The sequence below is a fragment of the Enterobacter sp. RIT637 genome, from assembly GCF_019718755.1.
Taxonomy (GTDB): domain Bacteria; phylum Pseudomonadota; class Gammaproteobacteria; order Enterobacterales; family Enterobacteriaceae; genus Enterobacter.
Genome location: NZ_JAIHAZ010000005.1, coordinates 169,003 through 185,160, shown reverse-complemented (window position 1 = coordinate 185,160; position 16,158 = coordinate 169,003). Strand labels below are relative to the sequence as shown.

At 57.2% G+C, this 16,158-nt stretch carries 15 protein-coding genes; 5 read left to right on the top strand and 10 right to left on the bottom strand.

The features are described 5' to 3' along the window. Positions 1 to 12: 12 nt before the first annotated feature. The 3 genes from ubiE to udp all read right to left on the bottom strand — a co-directional run bounded on the left by ubiE (position 13) and on the right by udp (position 3,193). On the bottom strand, positions 13 to 768 hold the full coding sequence (gene ubiE, locus K5E19_RS10800; RefSeq protein ID WP_010426273.1) for a bifunctional demethylmenaquinone methyltransferase/2-methoxy-6-polyprenyl-1,4-benzoquinol methylase UbiE: 756 nt from the start codon (positions 766 to 768) through the stop codon (positions 13 to 15). Between the two features lie 66 nt (positions 769 to 834). Further along, positions 835 to 2,292, bottom strand: coding sequence for a DNA recombination protein RmuC (gene rmuC / locus K5E19_RS10795; RefSeq protein WP_221551183.1), 1,458 nt, complete (start codon positions 2,290 to 2,292; stop codon positions 835 to 837). A 139-nt stretch (positions 2,293 to 2,431) separates the two neighbouring features. Next, positions 2,432 to 3,193 (bottom strand): uridine phosphorylase, encoded by a 762-nt coding sequence (gene udp, locus K5E19_RS10790; protein WP_003860792.1) that lies wholly within the window; start codon positions 3,191 to 3,193, stop codon positions 2,432 to 2,434. Between the two features lie 256 nt (positions 3,194 to 3,449). Between udp and K5E19_RS10785 the strand changes: the two genes are divergently transcribed. Then, a complete protein-coding gene (locus K5E19_RS10785) occupies positions 3,450 to 4,256 on the top strand; it encodes a dienelactone hydrolase family protein (RefSeq protein WP_221551182.1) in 807 nt (268 codons plus the stop codon). A 48-nt stretch (positions 4,257 to 4,304) separates the two neighbouring features. Here K5E19_RS10785 and metE read toward each other — a convergent pair whose 3' ends face one another. Continuing rightward, positions 4,305 to 6,566: a 5-methyltetrahydropteroyltriglutamate--homocysteine S-methyltransferase gene (gene metE / locus K5E19_RS10780; RefSeq protein ID WP_221551180.1), complete on the bottom strand. Its 2,262-nt coding sequence runs from the start codon at positions 6,564 to 6,566 to the stop codon at positions 4,305 to 4,307. Between the two features lie 115 nt (positions 6,567 to 6,681). On the opposite strand from metE, the gene metR reads away from it, so the two are divergent. Further along, positions 6,682 to 7,635, top strand: coding sequence for an HTH-type transcriptional regulator MetR (metR, locus tag K5E19_RS10775; RefSeq protein ID WP_221551178.1), 954 nt, complete (start codon positions 6,682 to 6,684; stop codon positions 7,633 to 7,635). Here the strand turns inward: metR and K5E19_RS10770 are convergent. The 3 genes from K5E19_RS10770 to pldB all read right to left on the bottom strand — a co-directional run bounded on the left by K5E19_RS10770 (position 7,523) and on the right by pldB (position 10,323). Beyond that, positions 7,523 to 8,422 carry a carboxylate/amino acid/amine transporter gene (locus tag K5E19_RS10770; RefSeq protein ID WP_221551177.1) on the bottom strand — a complete coding sequence of 300 codons (900 nt, stop codon included), beginning with the start codon at positions 8,420 to 8,422 and terminating at the stop codon, positions 7,523 to 7,525. The genes metR and K5E19_RS10770 overlap by 113 nt on opposite strands. Before the next feature lie 82 nt (positions 8,423 to 8,504). After that, positions 8,505 to 9,305: a sugar/pyridoxal phosphate phosphatase YigL gene (gene yigL / locus K5E19_RS10765; RefSeq protein ID WP_221551176.1), complete on the bottom strand. Its 801-nt coding sequence runs from the start codon at positions 9,303 to 9,305 to the stop codon at positions 8,505 to 8,507. Positions 9,306 to 9,330: 25 nt separating this feature from the next. After that, positions 9,331 to 10,323: a lysophospholipase L2 gene (pldB, locus tag K5E19_RS10760; protein ID WP_221551175.1), complete on the bottom strand. Its 993-nt coding sequence runs from the start codon at positions 10,321 to 10,323 to the stop codon at positions 9,331 to 9,333. Between the two features lie 111 nt (positions 10,324 to 10,434). Between pldB and rhtB the strand changes: the two genes are divergently transcribed. Further along, positions 10,435 to 11,055, top strand: coding sequence for a homoserine/homoserine lactone efflux protein (gene rhtB, locus K5E19_RS10755; RefSeq protein WP_221551174.1), 621 nt, complete (start codon positions 10,435 to 10,437; stop codon positions 11,053 to 11,055). On the opposite strand, the gene rhtC is transcribed toward rhtB, so the two are convergent. The 3 genes from rhtC to pldA all read right to left on the bottom strand — a co-directional run bounded on the left by rhtC (position 11,052) and on the right by pldA (position 14,523). Beyond that, complete coding sequence (gene rhtC / locus K5E19_RS10750) at positions 11,052 to 11,672, bottom strand: threonine export protein RhtC (protein ID WP_010426287.1); 621 nt, start codon at positions 11,670 to 11,672, stop codon at positions 11,052 to 11,054. The genes rhtB and rhtC overlap by 4 nt on opposite strands. A gap of 61 nt (positions 11,673 to 11,733) precedes the next feature. After that, entirely contained in the window at positions 11,734 to 13,563 is a 1,830-nt protein-coding gene (gene recQ / locus K5E19_RS10745; RefSeq protein ID WP_010426289.1) for an ATP-dependent DNA helicase RecQ, read from the bottom strand. 90 nt (positions 13,564 to 13,653) lie between these two features. Further along, positions 13,654 to 14,523: a phospholipase A gene (gene pldA / locus K5E19_RS10740; RefSeq protein WP_221551173.1), complete on the bottom strand. Its 870-nt coding sequence runs from the start codon at positions 14,521 to 14,523 to the stop codon at positions 13,654 to 13,656. Between the two features lie 160 nt (positions 14,524 to 14,683). On the opposite strand from pldA, the gene yigI reads away from it, so the two are divergent. Further along, positions 14,684 to 15,151 (top strand): acyl-CoA thioesterase YigI, encoded by a 468-nt coding sequence (yigI, locus tag K5E19_RS10735; protein WP_010426301.1) that lies wholly within the window; start codon positions 14,684 to 14,686, stop codon positions 15,149 to 15,151. 51 nt (positions 15,152 to 15,202) lie between these two features. Beyond that, positions 15,203 to 16,099, top strand: coding sequence for an EamA family transporter RarD (gene rarD, locus K5E19_RS10730; protein ID WP_010426302.1), 897 nt, complete (start codon positions 15,203 to 15,205; stop codon positions 16,097 to 16,099). Positions 16,100 to 16,158: the final 59 nt, after the last annotated feature.

The window sequence follows — 16,158 nt, the reverse complement described above, 5'->3', positions numbered from 1 at the left end:
GGACACCTCCACTCAGAACTTGTAACCGCGGTGCAGCGCGACGACACCCGCCGTCATGTTGAAATACTCAACGTTTTCAAAGCCCGCGTCCTGCATCATCGCTTTCAGGGTATCCTGATCCGGGTGCATACGGATGGATTCGGCCAGGTAACGATAGCTCTCCGCATCGTTCGCAACCAGCTCACCAATACGCGGCAGAACGTGGAAGGAGTAAGCGTCGTAGGCTTTGCTCAGCGGCTCGATAATCGGCTTGGAGAATTCAAGCACCAGCAGGCGTCCACCCGGCTTCAGCACGCGGTACATGGAGCGCAGCGCTTTGTCTTTGTCGGTGACGTTACGCAGACCAAAAGAGATGGTGATGCAGTCAAAGGTGTTATCCGGGAACGGCAGCGCTTCGGCGTTTGCCTGCACATACTCCACGTTACCCACCACGCCGATGTTACGCAGCTTCTCGCGTCCCATTTTCAGCATTGAGTCGTTGATATCTGCCAGCACAACGCGACCGGTTTCACCCACCAGACGGGAGAATTTCGCCGTCAGATCGCCCGTACCGCCAGCCAGATCGAGAACTGTTTGTCCACGACGCACACCGCTGCAGTCAATAGTAAAGCGCTTCCACAAGCGATGAATGCCGAACGACATCAGGTCATTCATCACATCGTACTTCGCCGCCACGGAATGAAATACGTGGGCCACCATGTCAGCTTTCTGCGCTTTGGCTACAGTCTGAAAGCCAAAGTGCGTCGTGTCTTGTGAATCGTCAACCATCTCAGAGCCTGCTTATCAGTAAAATGTTCGTGAAGTGTAACAGATTGGGCGCGTTTGCCCTACGATTCAACCACCGCGAAAGAAACGCGTCGGCTGCTCTTCTGGCGATAAATTCGCTGCTAAATCGTTGTCTTCACTGTGTCTATTTTGTTCATCTGCGCCTTCACGCAGGCGGAACTCTTCATCCTGCGACGTCGCCTGTTCAACCAATTCCGGATTAATCTCGCGCTTCACCTCCACCCCCAGGCTGCGAAACGCTTCGGCTTGCGCCAGCAGGTTGCCGCGCCCGGAGGAGAGCTTTTTCATCGCCTGGCGGTAGTTATCCTGCGCACGATCCAGGCTCTGCCCGACCGAGGACATATCGTCCACAAACAGGCGCATTTTGTCGTACAGCTTGCTGGCACGGTCGGCAATCTGCTGCGCGTTGCGGCTTTGATGCTCGTAACGCCACAGGTTAGCAATGGTCCGCAAGGCCACCAGCAGCGTAGTCGGGCTGACCAGCATAATATTATTTTTCAGCGCTTCGGTGATCAGTTCGGGCTGTCTGTCGAGCGCCAGCAGGAAGGCGGGCTCTACCGGGATAAACATCAGCACGTAATCCAGCGAGCGCAGCCCCGGTAACTGCTGATAATCCTTTCTGCCGAGCAGACGAATATGGTTACGAACGGAGGCGATGTGTTCCTGCAGCGCCGATTCGCGGGTGTAATCATCTTCCGCGTTGAAATAGCGCTCGTAGGCCACCAGCGTCATTTTGGCGTCAATCACCACATCTTTACCCTGCGGCAGACGTACAATGACATCCGGCTGCATGCGCGAGCGGGCATCGTTTTCAATGCTGACCTGGGTTTCGTATTCGTACCCTTCGCGCAGGCCAGAGGCCTCCAGCACGCGCGTCAGCACCACTTCCCCCCAGTTCCCCTGCGTTTTGTTATCGCCTTTGAGCGCGCGCGTCAGGTTCACCGCCTCCTGCGCCATCTGTGCGTTTAGCTGCTGAAGATTGCGAATTTCATGCGCCAGAGTGTGTCGCTCGCGCGCCTCCTGGCCAAAGCTGTCCTGCACCTGACGGCGAAACCCGTCCAGCTGTTCACGCAGCGGTGTCAGCAGGCTATTCAGGCTCTGGCGGTTCTGTTCGTCAACGCGGCGGTTGCTGTGTTCGAAAATACGGTTGGCGAGGTTCTCAAACTGCTCGCTGAGGCGCTGCTCGCTGTTGATCATCTGGCGGATTTTGTCTTCCGCATGCAGTTGGGTGGATTCAAGACGGGTGGTGACTTCGCGGAGATCGGCCTCCAGCGAGGTGTTGATGTCGCGCAGGTTACGCAGTTCATTATTGAGCAGCTCGCATTCGTCGCGCCAGTGCGAGCCTTGAGCAAGCTGTTGTTTTGTGGCGCTTAGCTCTGAGACGATCTCTTCACGTTCTGCCAGCTGATCGGCTTTCATCTGCGCATGCTGGTAGCCAGAAATCAGCCAGCCTACCGCCACGCTCACCAACGCAACCACCGCATAAATCAGGATTGAGATATCCACAATGCCCCCTGCATCAACGTATTACCCGCACAAAATAGAATTGTGCTGTATAAACGTCCAGTTTGAAAGGGTTTTCCTGCGAGGCGCTACGCAAAAAATAAAGGCCGAACGCGTCGGCCTTTTATCTCAGAGAGGAGGACTAGATCAGGCGGCGAGCCGCTTCCACCACGATTTTCACCGCATGACTTTCGGTCTGCTTCATGGTTTCGGCGTTCGGGATCTCCTGCTGGGTACGGTTGACGATAACGCCCGCCACCATACCGGCACGCAGACCCTGGCTTGCGCACATGGTCAGCAGCGTTGCAGATTCCATTTCGTAGTTCATCACGCCCATGGACTGCCACTCTTCCATAGAGCCTTTGAAACGGCTTACCACGCGGCCTGAGAAGGTGTCGTAACGCTCCTGGCCCGGGTAGAAGGTATCGGAAGAAGCGGTGACGCCCACGTGAGTGGTCGCGCCTACGGATTTCGCGGCCTCAACCAGCGCGGTGGTGCATTCGAAATCGGCTACTGCCGGGAATTCCATTGGTGCAAAGTGCAGGCTTGCGCCGTCCAGACGTACAGATGCGGTCGTGACCAGCACGTCGCCGACGTTGATGTGCGGCTGGATAGCGCCGGTGGTGCCGATACGCAGGAAAGTACGAATGCCCAGCTGCGCCAGCTCTTCCACCGCAATAGACGTAGACGGGCCACCGATACCGGTAGAGCACACGATCACCGCTTTGCCATCCAGCTCTGCGCGCCAGGTGGTGAATTCACGATGGGCTGCCAGCTTGACCGGCTTATCCATCAGCGCGGCGATCTTTTCCACACGCTCAGGATCGCCAGGGACGATAGCGAGCGTAGCCCCTTGTAAATCGTTTTTAGTGAGGCCGAGATGAAAAACATCAGACTTAGACATAGGGTGACTCCTCTGTGGGTCGGTTAGTCAGAAGAAGTAAAACGGTACTTTACAGAAGCACTCCATAGAATTTCGTGACACACCTCACCATGAATGAAAATTATTGCAGTTAATTTCCATTAAATAGTGACTTACATCACATTAACAAGTTATATCGCCAGGTGCTGCACAAAAGATAGACCGTATAAGGCACTGTGGGTTGTTAACCTGGTGACTATATTTACCTTTGCGCTAACTCATTGGTACGGAGAATGCCATGACTGAAAAAACCGGTTTTGCACCTGCTGCGGCTCCGCATGCTTCAACCATCGTCTCAACCTCAGAAGAAGCCATTACTGCGGGCGAGACCTCCATCCCCTCGCAGGGGGAGAATATGCCTGCTTATCACGCGCGACCAAAATCGGCAGAGGGTCCGCTGCCGATCGTGATTGTGGTTCAGGAAATTTTTGGCGTTCACGAGCATATTCGCGACCTCTGCCGCCGGCTGGCGCTGGAAGGGTACCTGGCCATTGCGCCAGAGCTCTATTTCCGTCAGGGCGATCCGAACGATTACAGCGATATCCCTACGTTGTTCAACAATCTGGTGAGCAAAGTCCCGGATGCCCAGGTGCTGGCTGACCTTGATCACGTTGCCAGCTGGGCCGCGCGCAACGGGGGCGATGCACATCGTCTGCTGGTGACCGGATTCTGCTGGGGCGGACGCATTAGCTGGCTGTATGCCGCGCATAACCCGCAGCTGAAAGCGGCCGTCGCCTGGTACGGCAAGCTGGTAGGTGAAAAAACGCTGAACTCGCCGAAGCAGCCTGTTGATATCGCTACGGATTTGAATGCGCCGGTGTTAGGGCTTTACGGTGGTCAGGATACCGGCATTCCGCTTGATACCGTCGAGACCATGCGCCATGCGCTACGCGCGGCGAATGCGAAAGCGGAGATCGTGGTCTACCCGGATGCCGGACACGCGTTTAATGCCGATTATCGCCCGAGCTATCACGCAGAATCAGCCAAAGATGGCTGGCAGCGGATGCTGGCGTGGTTTAGCCAGCACGGCGGCAAAAAAGCCTAAAAGCAAAAAAGCCCGGTGGCGGCAACGCCTTACCGGGCCTACGCTTTATCAAGCCTGACGCAAGTTCTGCGCCGCCTTCACCATGTTCGCCAGCGCCGCACGCGTCTCCGGCCAGCCGCGGGTTTTCAGTCCACAGTCCGGGTTCACCCACAGACGTTCCGCCGGAATGCGCTGGGCCGCTTTTTTCAGCAGGGCTTCAATCCACTCCACGCTGGGCACGTTCGGGGAGTGAATGTCGTACACGCCCGGCCCGATTTCATTCGGGTAGTCGAACTCTTCAAACGACTCCAGCAGCTCCATGTCTGAACGCGAGGTCTCGATGGTGATCACGTCGGCGTCCAGCGCGGCAATCGAATCCATGATGTCGTTAAATTCGCAGTAGCACATGTGGGTGTGGATCTGGGTATCATCCTTCGCCACCGCGGCGTTGATGCGGAACGCTTCCACGCCCCACTGCAGGTAGGCATCCCAGTCGCTGCGGCGCAGCGGCAGACCTTCGCGCAGCGCCGGTTCGTCAATCTGGATGATGCCAATGCCTGCGGCTTCCAGATCCGCCACTTCATCACGCAGCGCCAGCGCGATTTGCTTCGCGATGGTTTCACGGGTCACGTCTTCGCGCGGGAAGGACCAGCAGAGAATGGTTACCGGACCGGTGAGCATCCCTTTTACCGGCTTGTCGGTCAGGGACTGGGCATACTTCGCCCACTCCACGGTGATCGCTTCCGGGCGGCTGACGTCGCCGATGACCACTGGCGGCTTCACGCAGCGGGAGCCATAGCTCTGCACCCAGCCGTTCTGGGTAAAGACGAAGCCGTCCAGGTGCTCACCGAAGTATTCCACCATGTCGTTACGCTCGGCCTCGCCGTGCACCAGCACGTCCAGACCTAAACGCTCCTGCTCGATAATTGCCTGCTTGATGTGCTCAGCGATACCGGTGCGGTAGTTGTTCGCATCCAGGTTGCCCTTCTTGAAGTCCAGACGCAGTCCGCGGATTTCGGTGGTTTGCGGGAAAGAACCAATTGTGGTGGTCGGCCACGCGGGCAGGTTGAAACGGACACGCTGCGCTTCGGCGCGTACTTCATACGGGCTCTGGCGCTGGCTGTCCTGCGCGGTGATGGCCGCCAGGCGTTTTTCCACCGCCGGGTTGTGCACCCGCGCCGAGTGACGACGCGCCTGGATCGGTGCGCTCCATTCGGTAATCGCCGCCGTCTCGCCGCTGTTCAGCGCATCGCGCAGCAGCGTTAGCTCTTCGCATTTTTGCAGGGCGAAGGCAAACCAGCTTTTTACTTCAGGGTCGAGACGTGTCTCCACGCTGAGATCGATTGGACTATGCAGAAGCGAGCAAGAGGATGCCACCCACAGCTCTCGTTTGCCGACGATGTCCTTGATCTGTGCATATTTCTCCGTCAGATCGGCACGCCAGACGTTGCGACCGTTAACCAGCCCGGCAGAAAGCAGCCAGTCCGCTGGCAGGCGTTTGTGCAGCTCTGCGACGTCGTCTTTACCGTGAACGAGGTCAACGTGCAGGCCCTGCACCGGCAGCGCGGTAATAGTCTTCAGGTTTGGCGTCACGCCTTCGAAATAGGTAGTGAGCAGCAGCTTCACCTGCCCGGTGAGCACGTCATACGCCGATTTGAAGGCATCAAGCCACGCCTGCGGCAGCTCGAGCACCAGCGCCGGTTCGTCGATTTGCACCCACTGAATGCCGCGCTTGCCCAGCTCGATCAGCACCTGTTTGTAGACCGGCAGAATATCCTTCAGCAGGCTGAGGCGGTCAAACTGTTCGCCTTTTACCTTACCCAGCCACAGGTAGGTGACTGGCCCCAGCAATACGGGCTTCACCTGATGACCCAGCGCCAGCGCTTCGTCCACTTCTTCCAGCAGTTGCGTCCAGGTCAGCCTGAACTCCTGACCTTTCACGAACTCCGGCACCATATAGTGGTAGTTGGTGTTGAACCACTTGGTCATTTCCGCCGCTGCCGCTGGCTCACCCGTTGGTGCACGGCCACGGCCGATGCGGAACAGGGTATCGATATCCACCGATCCATCTTTGTTCTGATGACGAGCCGGCACGTTGCCAAGCAGCAGGCTGGTCGTCAGAACATGGTCGTACCAGGCGAAATCGCCCACCGGCAGCAGGTCAATGCCCGCCTGTTTTTGCTGCTCCCAGTGACGGGCGCGTAGCTCGCGTCCCACCGTCAGCAGTTCTTCACGGGTGGTGTTACCCGCCCAGTAGCTTTCTTGCGCTTTTTTCAGTTCGCGGCGCAGGCCAACGCGAGGAAAACCGAGAGTGTGATTGCGGATTATCATGTTATGCCCCTTATGAAATTTGCTATTTAGACGTCCAGATGTTTACACATCTATAATTGGCAGGTACTGTATATTCCTCAAGCGCAAAATGTTCATGGCGAAGTGAAGGACTTTCATGATCGAGATTAAACACCTGAAAACGCTACAAGCGTTGCGGAACTGCGGTTCTCTTGCGGCAGCGGCGGCCACGCTGCACCAGACCCAGTCTGCCCTTTCTCACCAGTTCAGCGATCTGGAACAACGCCTCGGCTTCCGTCTTTTTGTGCGTAAGAGCCAGCCTCTGCGCTTTACGCCGCAGGGTGAAATTCTGCTGCAGCTGGCAAACCAGGTACTGCCGCAGATCGCCAGCGCGTTGCAGTCCTGCAACGAGCCGCAGCAAACCAAACTGCGCATTGCCATTGAGTGCCATAGCTGTATTCAGTGGCTGACCCCCGCGCTTGAGAACTTCCGCCAGAAGTGGCCGCAGGTGGAGATGGACTTCAAATCCGGCGTGACCTTTGATCCGCAGCCCTCGCTGCAGCAGGGCGAGCTGGATCTGGTGATGACGTCCGACATCCTGCCGCGCAGCGGCCTGCACTATTCGCCGATGTTTGATTATGAAGTGCGCCTGGTACTGGCCCCGGACCATCCGCTGGCCAGCAAAACGCGCATCACGCCGGAAGATCTGGCGACGGAAACGCTGCTGATTTATCCCGTGCAGCGCAGTCGTCTGGATATCTGGCGTCACTTCCTGCAGCCTGCGGGGATTAGCCCACAGCTAAAAAGCGTGGATAACACCCTGCTGTTGATTCAGATGGTAGCGGCCAGAATGGGCATCGCGGCGCTGCCGCACTGGGTGGTGGAGAGTTTTGAACGCCAGGGTCTGGTGGTGACCAAAACCCTGGGTGAAGGACTGTGGAGTCGACTGTACTCTGCCGTGCGCGATGGCGAGCAGCGTCAGCCGGTTACGGAAGCGTTTATTCGCTCAGCGCGGAACCACGCGTGCGACCATCTTCCGTTTGTGCGGAGCGCGGAGCGACCCAACGGCGATGTACCCACAGCGAAGCCAGGATCACCGCTCCCCCAATAAGGAAGCTCGGCCAGTGCGGCTGCTCCTGCCAGATGGCGAGATTGACCAGCAGCCCTGCCGGGACATGCACGTTATTCATGATCCCCAGCGTACCGGCGTCTACCTGCGTAGCGCCGTAGTTCCACATGAAGTATCCCAGCCCGGAAGCCACTACGCCCAGCCAGACCAGAACGCCCCACTGCACGGTGGTGGTCGGCAGTTTTTGCGGGTTACCGAGCATAAACCACGCCACCACCGCGACAATCGCGGCCCCCATATAAAACCAGGCAAACGCGTTATGCTGCGGCATCGGACGGGTTTCCATCAGGCGTTTGTAGCCCACCATGCCGATGGCGAAGCTGATGTTGGCGAGCTGGACGAACATCAGCCCGGTCCAGAAGTGATCGCTGACCTTGTCATAGCGAATAATCGCCGCGCCGATCACCGCCAGCGCCGCGCTTAAAAGATATCCCCAGCGCAGGCGACGCCTGCTGAGCAGATCGTAGATCAGCGTGATATAGAGCGGCGTGAGCACGGTGAACAGCAGGAATTCCGAGACGGACAGATAAACGTAGGCCCGGAAGCTGAACAGGTACATGATGCCGAGCTGCATCGCGCCCACCAGCATATACAGCAGAATCGTTTTCAGCGATTGTCCGCGCGCGCGCAGAAACGGCAGGAACACCAGCGCCGCCAGCCCCACCCGCATCAGTACCGAGAAGTAGCTGTCGACCGATCCGGCAAGGTATTCGCCAATCAGGCTAAAGGAGAAGGCCCACAGGATAGTGGTGATAATGAGTAGCGCCACAATGCTTGTCTCTCAGAAAGAAGGACAGGCATTGTAGCGAACTCTTTAGTTGACAACTGAGCAATAAATAATCAGATGAAGATTATTCAAGGAACAGCTTGCGCAGATACTTAGGCACAGAGTTATCGCCATTAGTGCCGATCACTTCCAGCTCCGGGTGCAGGTCTTTCAGGCGCTGGTGCGCGTTCTCCATGATGCAGCCTTTGCCCGCCATGGAGAGCATCTCAGCGTCGTTCATGCCGTCTCCGAACGCGATACAGTCTTTCAGCTCAAAGCCCAGACGTTTAGCCACCGCTTCCAGCGCGTGGCCTTTGGAGACGCCACCAGCCATCACTTCCAGACAGGTCAGCGTGGAGAAGCTCACGTTAACGCGGTCGCCCCAGCGCGCGTTGATCGCCTGCTCCAGCGGCAGCAACTCTTCATGGCTTTCACAGGTAAAGAACACCTTGCTGATCCCTTCCGGCTCCAGCAGGCCAGGTTCGTACAGGGAGTAGTTAAATACCGCTTCCTTGAAGAAACGCATCTCATCCGGGCGGTGGCGGTTCATAAACCAGTCGTCATCGCGATAAACGTTGGTGACGATATCCGGGTTATTGTGCACCACGCCGAACAGATCGGCGGCAATATCGCGGTCCAGATTGTGGGTAAAAATCAGGTTACCATCCGTGTCGTGCACGCGCGCACCGTTGGAGGTGATCATGTACGATTTGATTTCCAGATTATCGCGGATCTGCCCCACGTCCACGTGGTGGCGACCGGTGGCAAACACGAAGTTCACGCCACGGGCAGTCAGGAGTTTTAAGGTCTCTTTCGCGTAAGGCGACAGGGTGTGGTCGGGGGAAAGCAGCGTGCCATCTAAGTCAGATGCAACAACCTGGTACATAGGAAAATTTAACCTCTGGTGAATATCAATTATGCCTGTTGAAAAATTCAACAATGGCGTTGAGCGCGACTGAGCGCATAGCGTCCTTTTCAAAAAGGATCTCATGGTACGCGCCGTTGATGACCAGCGGTTTCCCCCCTTCACAGGGGTGACCGGCGGCAGCGCGCAGTTCACAATAGCGGTCATGCATGCGGTTATCCACCACACGCTCTTCTTCCGCCTGAATCAGGAGAGTTGGCGTGTCATCATCGCCAACGCCAGCAAGCACCTGCTCACCAGCATGAATACCTTCCCGCACCCAGTGCCAGGTCGGGCCGCCAACGCGCAAGCGCGGTTCATCGGCATAAAAGCGCAGGTTGCGGCGATAGCGCTGCCGACTGTGGGTCAGAACGTTGATGGCGAACGGCAATGCGCGCCAGCGTCCGGTACCGATGGCATAGCCTTCGCGAATGCGCTGATGGCCCTCAGCCCAGTCGAGAAGATGGCGCACCATCCAATCGGGAAAACGAATGACAATACCGTACATCGGTGCGGTGAGCGCAATGGCGTCGCACTGGTGCGCATACCGTTGCAAAAACAGCGTCGAAATGGCACCGCCCATGGAGTGCGCAAGGATATACCGCTTACGCCAGGGGCCAGGCTGCACTTCCTGCTGCCAGAACGCTGCAAAATCGTCGACGTAATCGCTGAAGTTATCCACGTGCCCGCGGTGCGTATCCGGCAGCATACGACCGGATAACCCCTGTCCACGGTGGTCGATGATCAGCACGTCGAACCCCATATGGACCAGGTCGTATGCCAGTTCGGCATATTTAACGTAGCTTTCGATGCGTCCGGGGCAGACGACAATCACTCGGTCATTTTTTTCATTGCGGAAACGAACGAAGCGCACCGGGATGCCCCCGACGCCCGTAAACTCATCTTCCTCACGCTGCCGCCAGAAATCGGTCAGCGGCCCCATAGAGAAAGCAGCAAAAGCTTTTTCTCGTGTTTCCCAGTCCTTTTTCTGCTGAAACATTGGGTTTCCACTCACGTAATCCAGGGAATATCGTTTTTTTTCGTCACTGGTCACAAAATGACTCAACAATAGCGTATTGTGGCATAAAAATAGACGGTTCGGGAGTTTCAAATGACCTTCGAATGGTGGTTCGCCTACCTGCTGACATCCATTATCCTCAGCCTTTCGCCGGGCTCAGGTGCCATTAACACCATGACCACCTCCATCAATCACGGCTATCGCGGTGCGGCGGCGTCGATTGCCGGTTTGCAGACCGGGCTGGGCGTTCATATTGTGCTGGTCGGAATTGGTCTTGGGACCCTGTTCTCCCGCTCCGTGCTGGCGTTTGAAGTGCTGAAATGGGCCGGTGCGGCGTATCTGATTTGGCTCGGCATCCAGCAGTGGCGCGCCGCAGGCTCCATCAACCTCAATACGCTCGCCCAGACGCAAAACCGCGGCCATCTGTTTAAGCGTGCGGTGTTCGTCAACCTGACCAACCCGAAGAGCATCGTTTTCCTCGCCGCGCTGTTCCCGCAGTTTATCGTGCCGAACCAGCCCCAGGTGATGCAGTACGTGGTGCTGGGCGCGACCACCATTATCGTCGATATCATCGTGATGATTGGCTATGCGACGCTGGCGCAGCGAATTGCGGCGTGGATCAAAGGGCCTAAGCAGATGAAGGCCCTGAATAAAGTCTTTGGTTCGCTGTTTATGCTGGTTGGCGCGCTGCTTGCGTCAGCGCGTCATGCTTAGCGAGAAATGATGAGATGAATGCCGAAGCCGGCGAACAGCGCGCCGGCGAAGCCGTCGATCCACTTCGCGATACGCTGGTAGCCGCGGCGCATTGCCGGTAAGGCGAACAGGCTGGCCACGATGGTAAACCACGCAAACGTCTCGACGACGATCAGCAGGAAGATGCCCCAGCGCGCGCCCGCGCCGACGCTATCGCCGACAAACAGCGAGAACACCGAGCCGAAATAGATAATCGCTTTCGGGTTCGCCAGATTGGTCAGCAGCCCTTTCACAAAGCTGCGGCCGCCCGTTGCCAGCTCCACCTTTGGCTCTTCCGGCTTTTTCTCTTCTTTCTTCAGCGCCCCGCGCAGCATCTGGTAGCCCATCCAGCACAGGTACAGCCCGCCGCCGACCATAATGATGTTATGCAGCCAGGCCATCTTCGCCAGGATCAGGTTCAGACCGAGCAGTGCAACTGCCGCCCAGACCATGACGCCCATGGTAATACCGAGCACGCCCATCATCGCCTCTTTGCGGGAGCGGCTGACGGCGGTTTGTGATACGAAGAAAAAGTCCGGGCCGGGGCTCATCAGCGCAACGATGTGCACTAACGCCACGGTGAGAAATAGCATCAACATAATTCGCTCGCAGGGAAATAATTCAGTGAGTAATCATCCTGGCACTTTTTCGCCCGGCTGACTACTCCTCGTCATCACCATCGGCGTGAGAGCGGATGAGCGCCATAAACTCTTTCCCGAAGCGCTCCAGCTTGCGCGTGCCGACGCCGTTGACGCTCAGCATCTCGCTCGCGCTAAGCGGCATCTGCTCGGCCATCTCGATCAGCGTCGCGTCGTTGAACACCACGTAAGGCGGGATGTTTTCTTCGTCGGCAATCGCTTTACGCAGCTTGCGCAGTTTGGCGAACAGCTTGCGGTCGTAGTTACCGCCGTAGGATTTTTGCATCACGCGCGGCTTCAGGGCGATGACGCGCGGAACGGCGAGTTTCAGTTCAACCTCACCGCGTAGCACCGGACGCGCGGCTTCGGTAAGCTGCAACGCAGAGTGCTGGGCAATGTTTTGCGTGGCGAAGCCGAGGTGGATCAGTTGACGGATGATACTCACCCAGTGCTCGTGGCTCTGTTCTTTACCTATCCCATAAACCGGCAGCTTGTCGTGGCCCATATCGCGGATACGCTGGTTATTAGCCCCGCGCAGCACTTCCACCACATAGCCCATACCAAAGCGTTGATTGACGCGCCCAATGGTTGAGAGCGCCTTACGCGCGTCCATCAGGCCATCGTACTGCTTTGGCGGATCAAGGCAGATATCGCAGTTGCCGCACGGCTCCTGCCGCCCTTCACCAAAGTAGTTGAGCAGCACCAGACGGCGGCAGGTTTGCGCTTCGGCAAACGCGCCCATCGCGTTGAGCTTGTGGCGCTCGATATCCTGCAGCTGTCCCTGCGGTTTCTCTTCCAGGCAGCGGCGCAGCCACGCCATATCGGCCGGATCGTAAAACAGCATCGCTTCCGCAGGCAGCCCGTCACGCCCGGCGCGACCGGTTTCCTGATAGTAGGATTCGATATTGCGCGGGATGTCGAAATGCACCACAAAGCGCACGTTGGGCTTGTTGATGCCCATTCCGAACGCCACCGTCGCGACCACGATTTGCAGGTCGTCGCGCTGGAATTTCTCCTGCACGTCGGCGCGGATGTGGTTCTCTAGCCCGGCGTGATATGCGGCGGCGCTAAAGCCGCGGTTTTGCAGACGCGCGGCGGTGTCTTCCACCTTCGCACGGCTGTTGCAGTAGATGATGCCGGACTTGCCGCGCTGCTCCTGCACGTAGCGCAGGAGCTGATCCAGCGGCTTGAATTTTTCCATCAGCATATAGCGGATGTTCGGGCGGTCGAAGCTGCTGACCTGAATGTAGGGGTCGTTCAGCCCCAGCAGACGGACAATGTCCAGACGCGTGGTGTCGTCCGCCGTGGCGGTAAGCGCCATAAACGGCAGCTCGGGGAAGCGCTGACGCAGTTGACCGAGGGCGGCATATTCCGGGCGGAAATCGTGTCCCCACTGAGAGATACAGTGCGCTTCATCCACTGCCAGCAGCACCGGGTTCCAGTGCGCAAGATGGTCGAGGAAGTTATCCAGCATCAGGCGTTCCGGCGCGATATACAGCAAGCGGATCTGCCCGGTGCGGCAGCCCGCCATCACCTCTTGCTGCTGCTCCCGGGTTTGCGTGGAGTTGAGACAGGCCGCCGCCACGCCGTTGGCGAGCAGCTGGTCAACCTGGTCTTTCATCAGCGAAATGAGAGGGGATACCACGACCGTCAGGCCGTTCAGCACCAGCGCAGGCACCTGATAGCAGAGGGATTTCCCGCCGCCGGTTGGCATCACCACCAGGCAGTCGCGGCCTTCCAGCACGGTTTCAATGATGGTTTCCTGGCCGGGGCGGAACTGCTGGTAGCCAAAGGTTTCATGCAAAACCTGTTTAGCCAGCGACTCCTGATTCAATACTTCCGCCTGCGCCACGTTAACCCCATATGCCAGAAATGAAACAGGCGCTATTTTCAGCGCCTGAGAAAGAAACTTCAATGTTTAACGCAAAAACATTCGAGCGACCTAGAAAATATCGTTCAGCATTACGCCCACACCCACGCGGGTCTGGTTGAAGTTGTAATCGATAAGTGACTCGCCGTAACCGCTGTACACCTGCGTATAGAGACGCACGTGTTTCGTCACCGGGTAGCTCAGGCCAACCTCAGCACCGCCGTATCCGGTGTTCCAGTTGTACTGGCCTTTCGCGCTCAGCACCGCCTCACCCAGCTGATAGCCAATCTTGAGCTGGTAGTAGCCCATGTATTTGGTGATGTCAGGGTTATCGTCAGTGTCACCCACTACATACCACGGCTTCACTTCCACCATCCAGTTACCGTTCTGCGCCATCAGGCGCGTGTAGGCACGGTTCCAGCTGCGCGAGGTTGGGTCGGAACGACCGTTGGAATCATGGTTAAAGCCCACTTCGACGTCACGCAGCGTCCAGCCCGCAAATTCGTAATCCGTTGCGAAGCCGAGGAACAGCTGCGGCTCATAGTTGGTTTCACGGAACGGCGACGACTCCCCGCTGTTGGAGAGCTGCCACCAGGACTTTTGGGTATATGACGCACCGAGCACCGAGTTCGGCCCAAGAATGCCTCGCCAGAACGGGAACGCGAGGCTGAGCTGGAACTTCACCTCATCTTTACGCGCATTATCGGACCAGTTATAGGAACTTATCGCCTCTTTGTTGAGATCGCTGGTCTGGGTGTAGATCACGTAGTTGGTGTCATACGGGTAAAGCGTGAACGGATTGTCATGCTCCTGAAGCATATTGGCGATGATGCTGCCGCGCACTGCGGGGGCATCGTGCACTTCTTTGACTGTTGCTTCCTGCGCATATGCTGTGAGGGGCAGCGAAACCGCTGCCAGTAACCAACCCAGATACGTCCGCATCGGTGGTGTTCTCCTGAAAGGGTGATATTTAATGAATAGTTTTGTCCGGGCATTCTACAGACTTCTGCGGCAACTTCCGCCTCCTCGTTTCTGAAAGTGGAAATCCTTATTGTTGAGGCATAAAATCAACATTTTGTTAACAACAAGGATGCAACCCCTCATGTCAGCCACGCTTACCGCCGAAGAAACGTTAAAACTCGTGGGCGAGATTTTTGTCTACCACATGCCGTTTAACCGCGCGCTGGGGCTGGAGCTGGAGCGATACGAGAAAGACTTCGCCCAGCTCAGCTTTAATAATCAGCCAATGATGGTAGGCAACTGGGCGCAAAGTATTTTGCACGGCGGGGTGATTGCCTCTGCGCTGGACGTGGCGGCAGGGCTCGTCTGCGTCGGCAGCACGCTGACGCGCCATGACACCATCAATGAAGAGGAGCTCCGCCAGCGTCTTTCGCGGATGGGCACTATCGACCTACGCGTCGACTATCTGCGCCCTGGACGGGGTAATCGCTTTACCTGTACCAGCAGCCTGCTGCGCGCGGGCAACAAAGTCGCGGTGGCGCGCGTTGAGTTGCATAACGAAGAACAGGTTTATATCGCCAGCGCAACCGCCACTTATATGGTGGGTTAAGGCGATAAAAACGGGTAAAATTAATTCACTCTTTTGTAACGGATTTTCCCGATGGATGCTAAACAGACGCGGCAGGGCGTTTTACTCGCCCTTGCCGCTTATTTTATTTGGGGTATTGCACCGGCGTACTTCAAATTTATCGCCTATGTACCGGCCGACGAGATCCTCACCCACCGCGTCATCTGGTCGTTCTTCTTTATGATTGCGCTGATGAGCGTCAGCCGTCAGTGGTCCGGCGTCAAAACGCTGCTGCAAACCCCGAAAAAGGTCTTCCTGCTGGCGCTTTCAGCGGTGCTGATTGGCGGCAACTGGCTGCTGTTCATTTGGGCGGTGAATAACCATCACATGCTCGAAGCGAGCCTGGGGTACTTCATTAACCCGCTGGTGAACATCGTGCTGGGGATGATTTTCCTCGGCGAACGCTTCCGCCGGATGCAGTGGGTGGCGGTGATTCTGGCCTTCTGCGGCGTGTTGGTGCAGCTCTGGACCTTCGGCTCGCTGCCGATTATTGCCCTCGGTCTGGCGTTCAGCTTTGCGTTCTACGGGCTGGTGCGTAAGAAGATCGCGGTGGAAGCCCAAACCGGGATGCTGTTTGAAACCCTGTGGCTGCTACCGGTGGCGGCAATTTATCTGTTTGGCATTGCCGACAGCGCCACCAGCCACATGGGCAGCAACCCGTGGTCGCTGAACCTGATGCTGATGGCCGCTGGCGTGGTGACCACCATTCCGCTGCTGTGCTTCACCGGCGCGGCGACGCGCCTGCGTCTCTCCACGCTGGGCTTCTTCCAGTACATTGGCCCGACGCTGATGTTCCTGCTGGCGGTGGTGTTTTACGGAGAAGTGCCGGGTGCGGATAAGATGGTGACGTTCGCCTTTATCTGGGTGGCGCTGGCGATTTTCGTTGCCGATGCAATTTATACCCAGCGCAGGGTGCGCAAAGGGCTGTGATGTTGCCCTCACCCTAACCCTCTCCCTGTACGGTCCGGGGACATAGTGAACACTTGTTC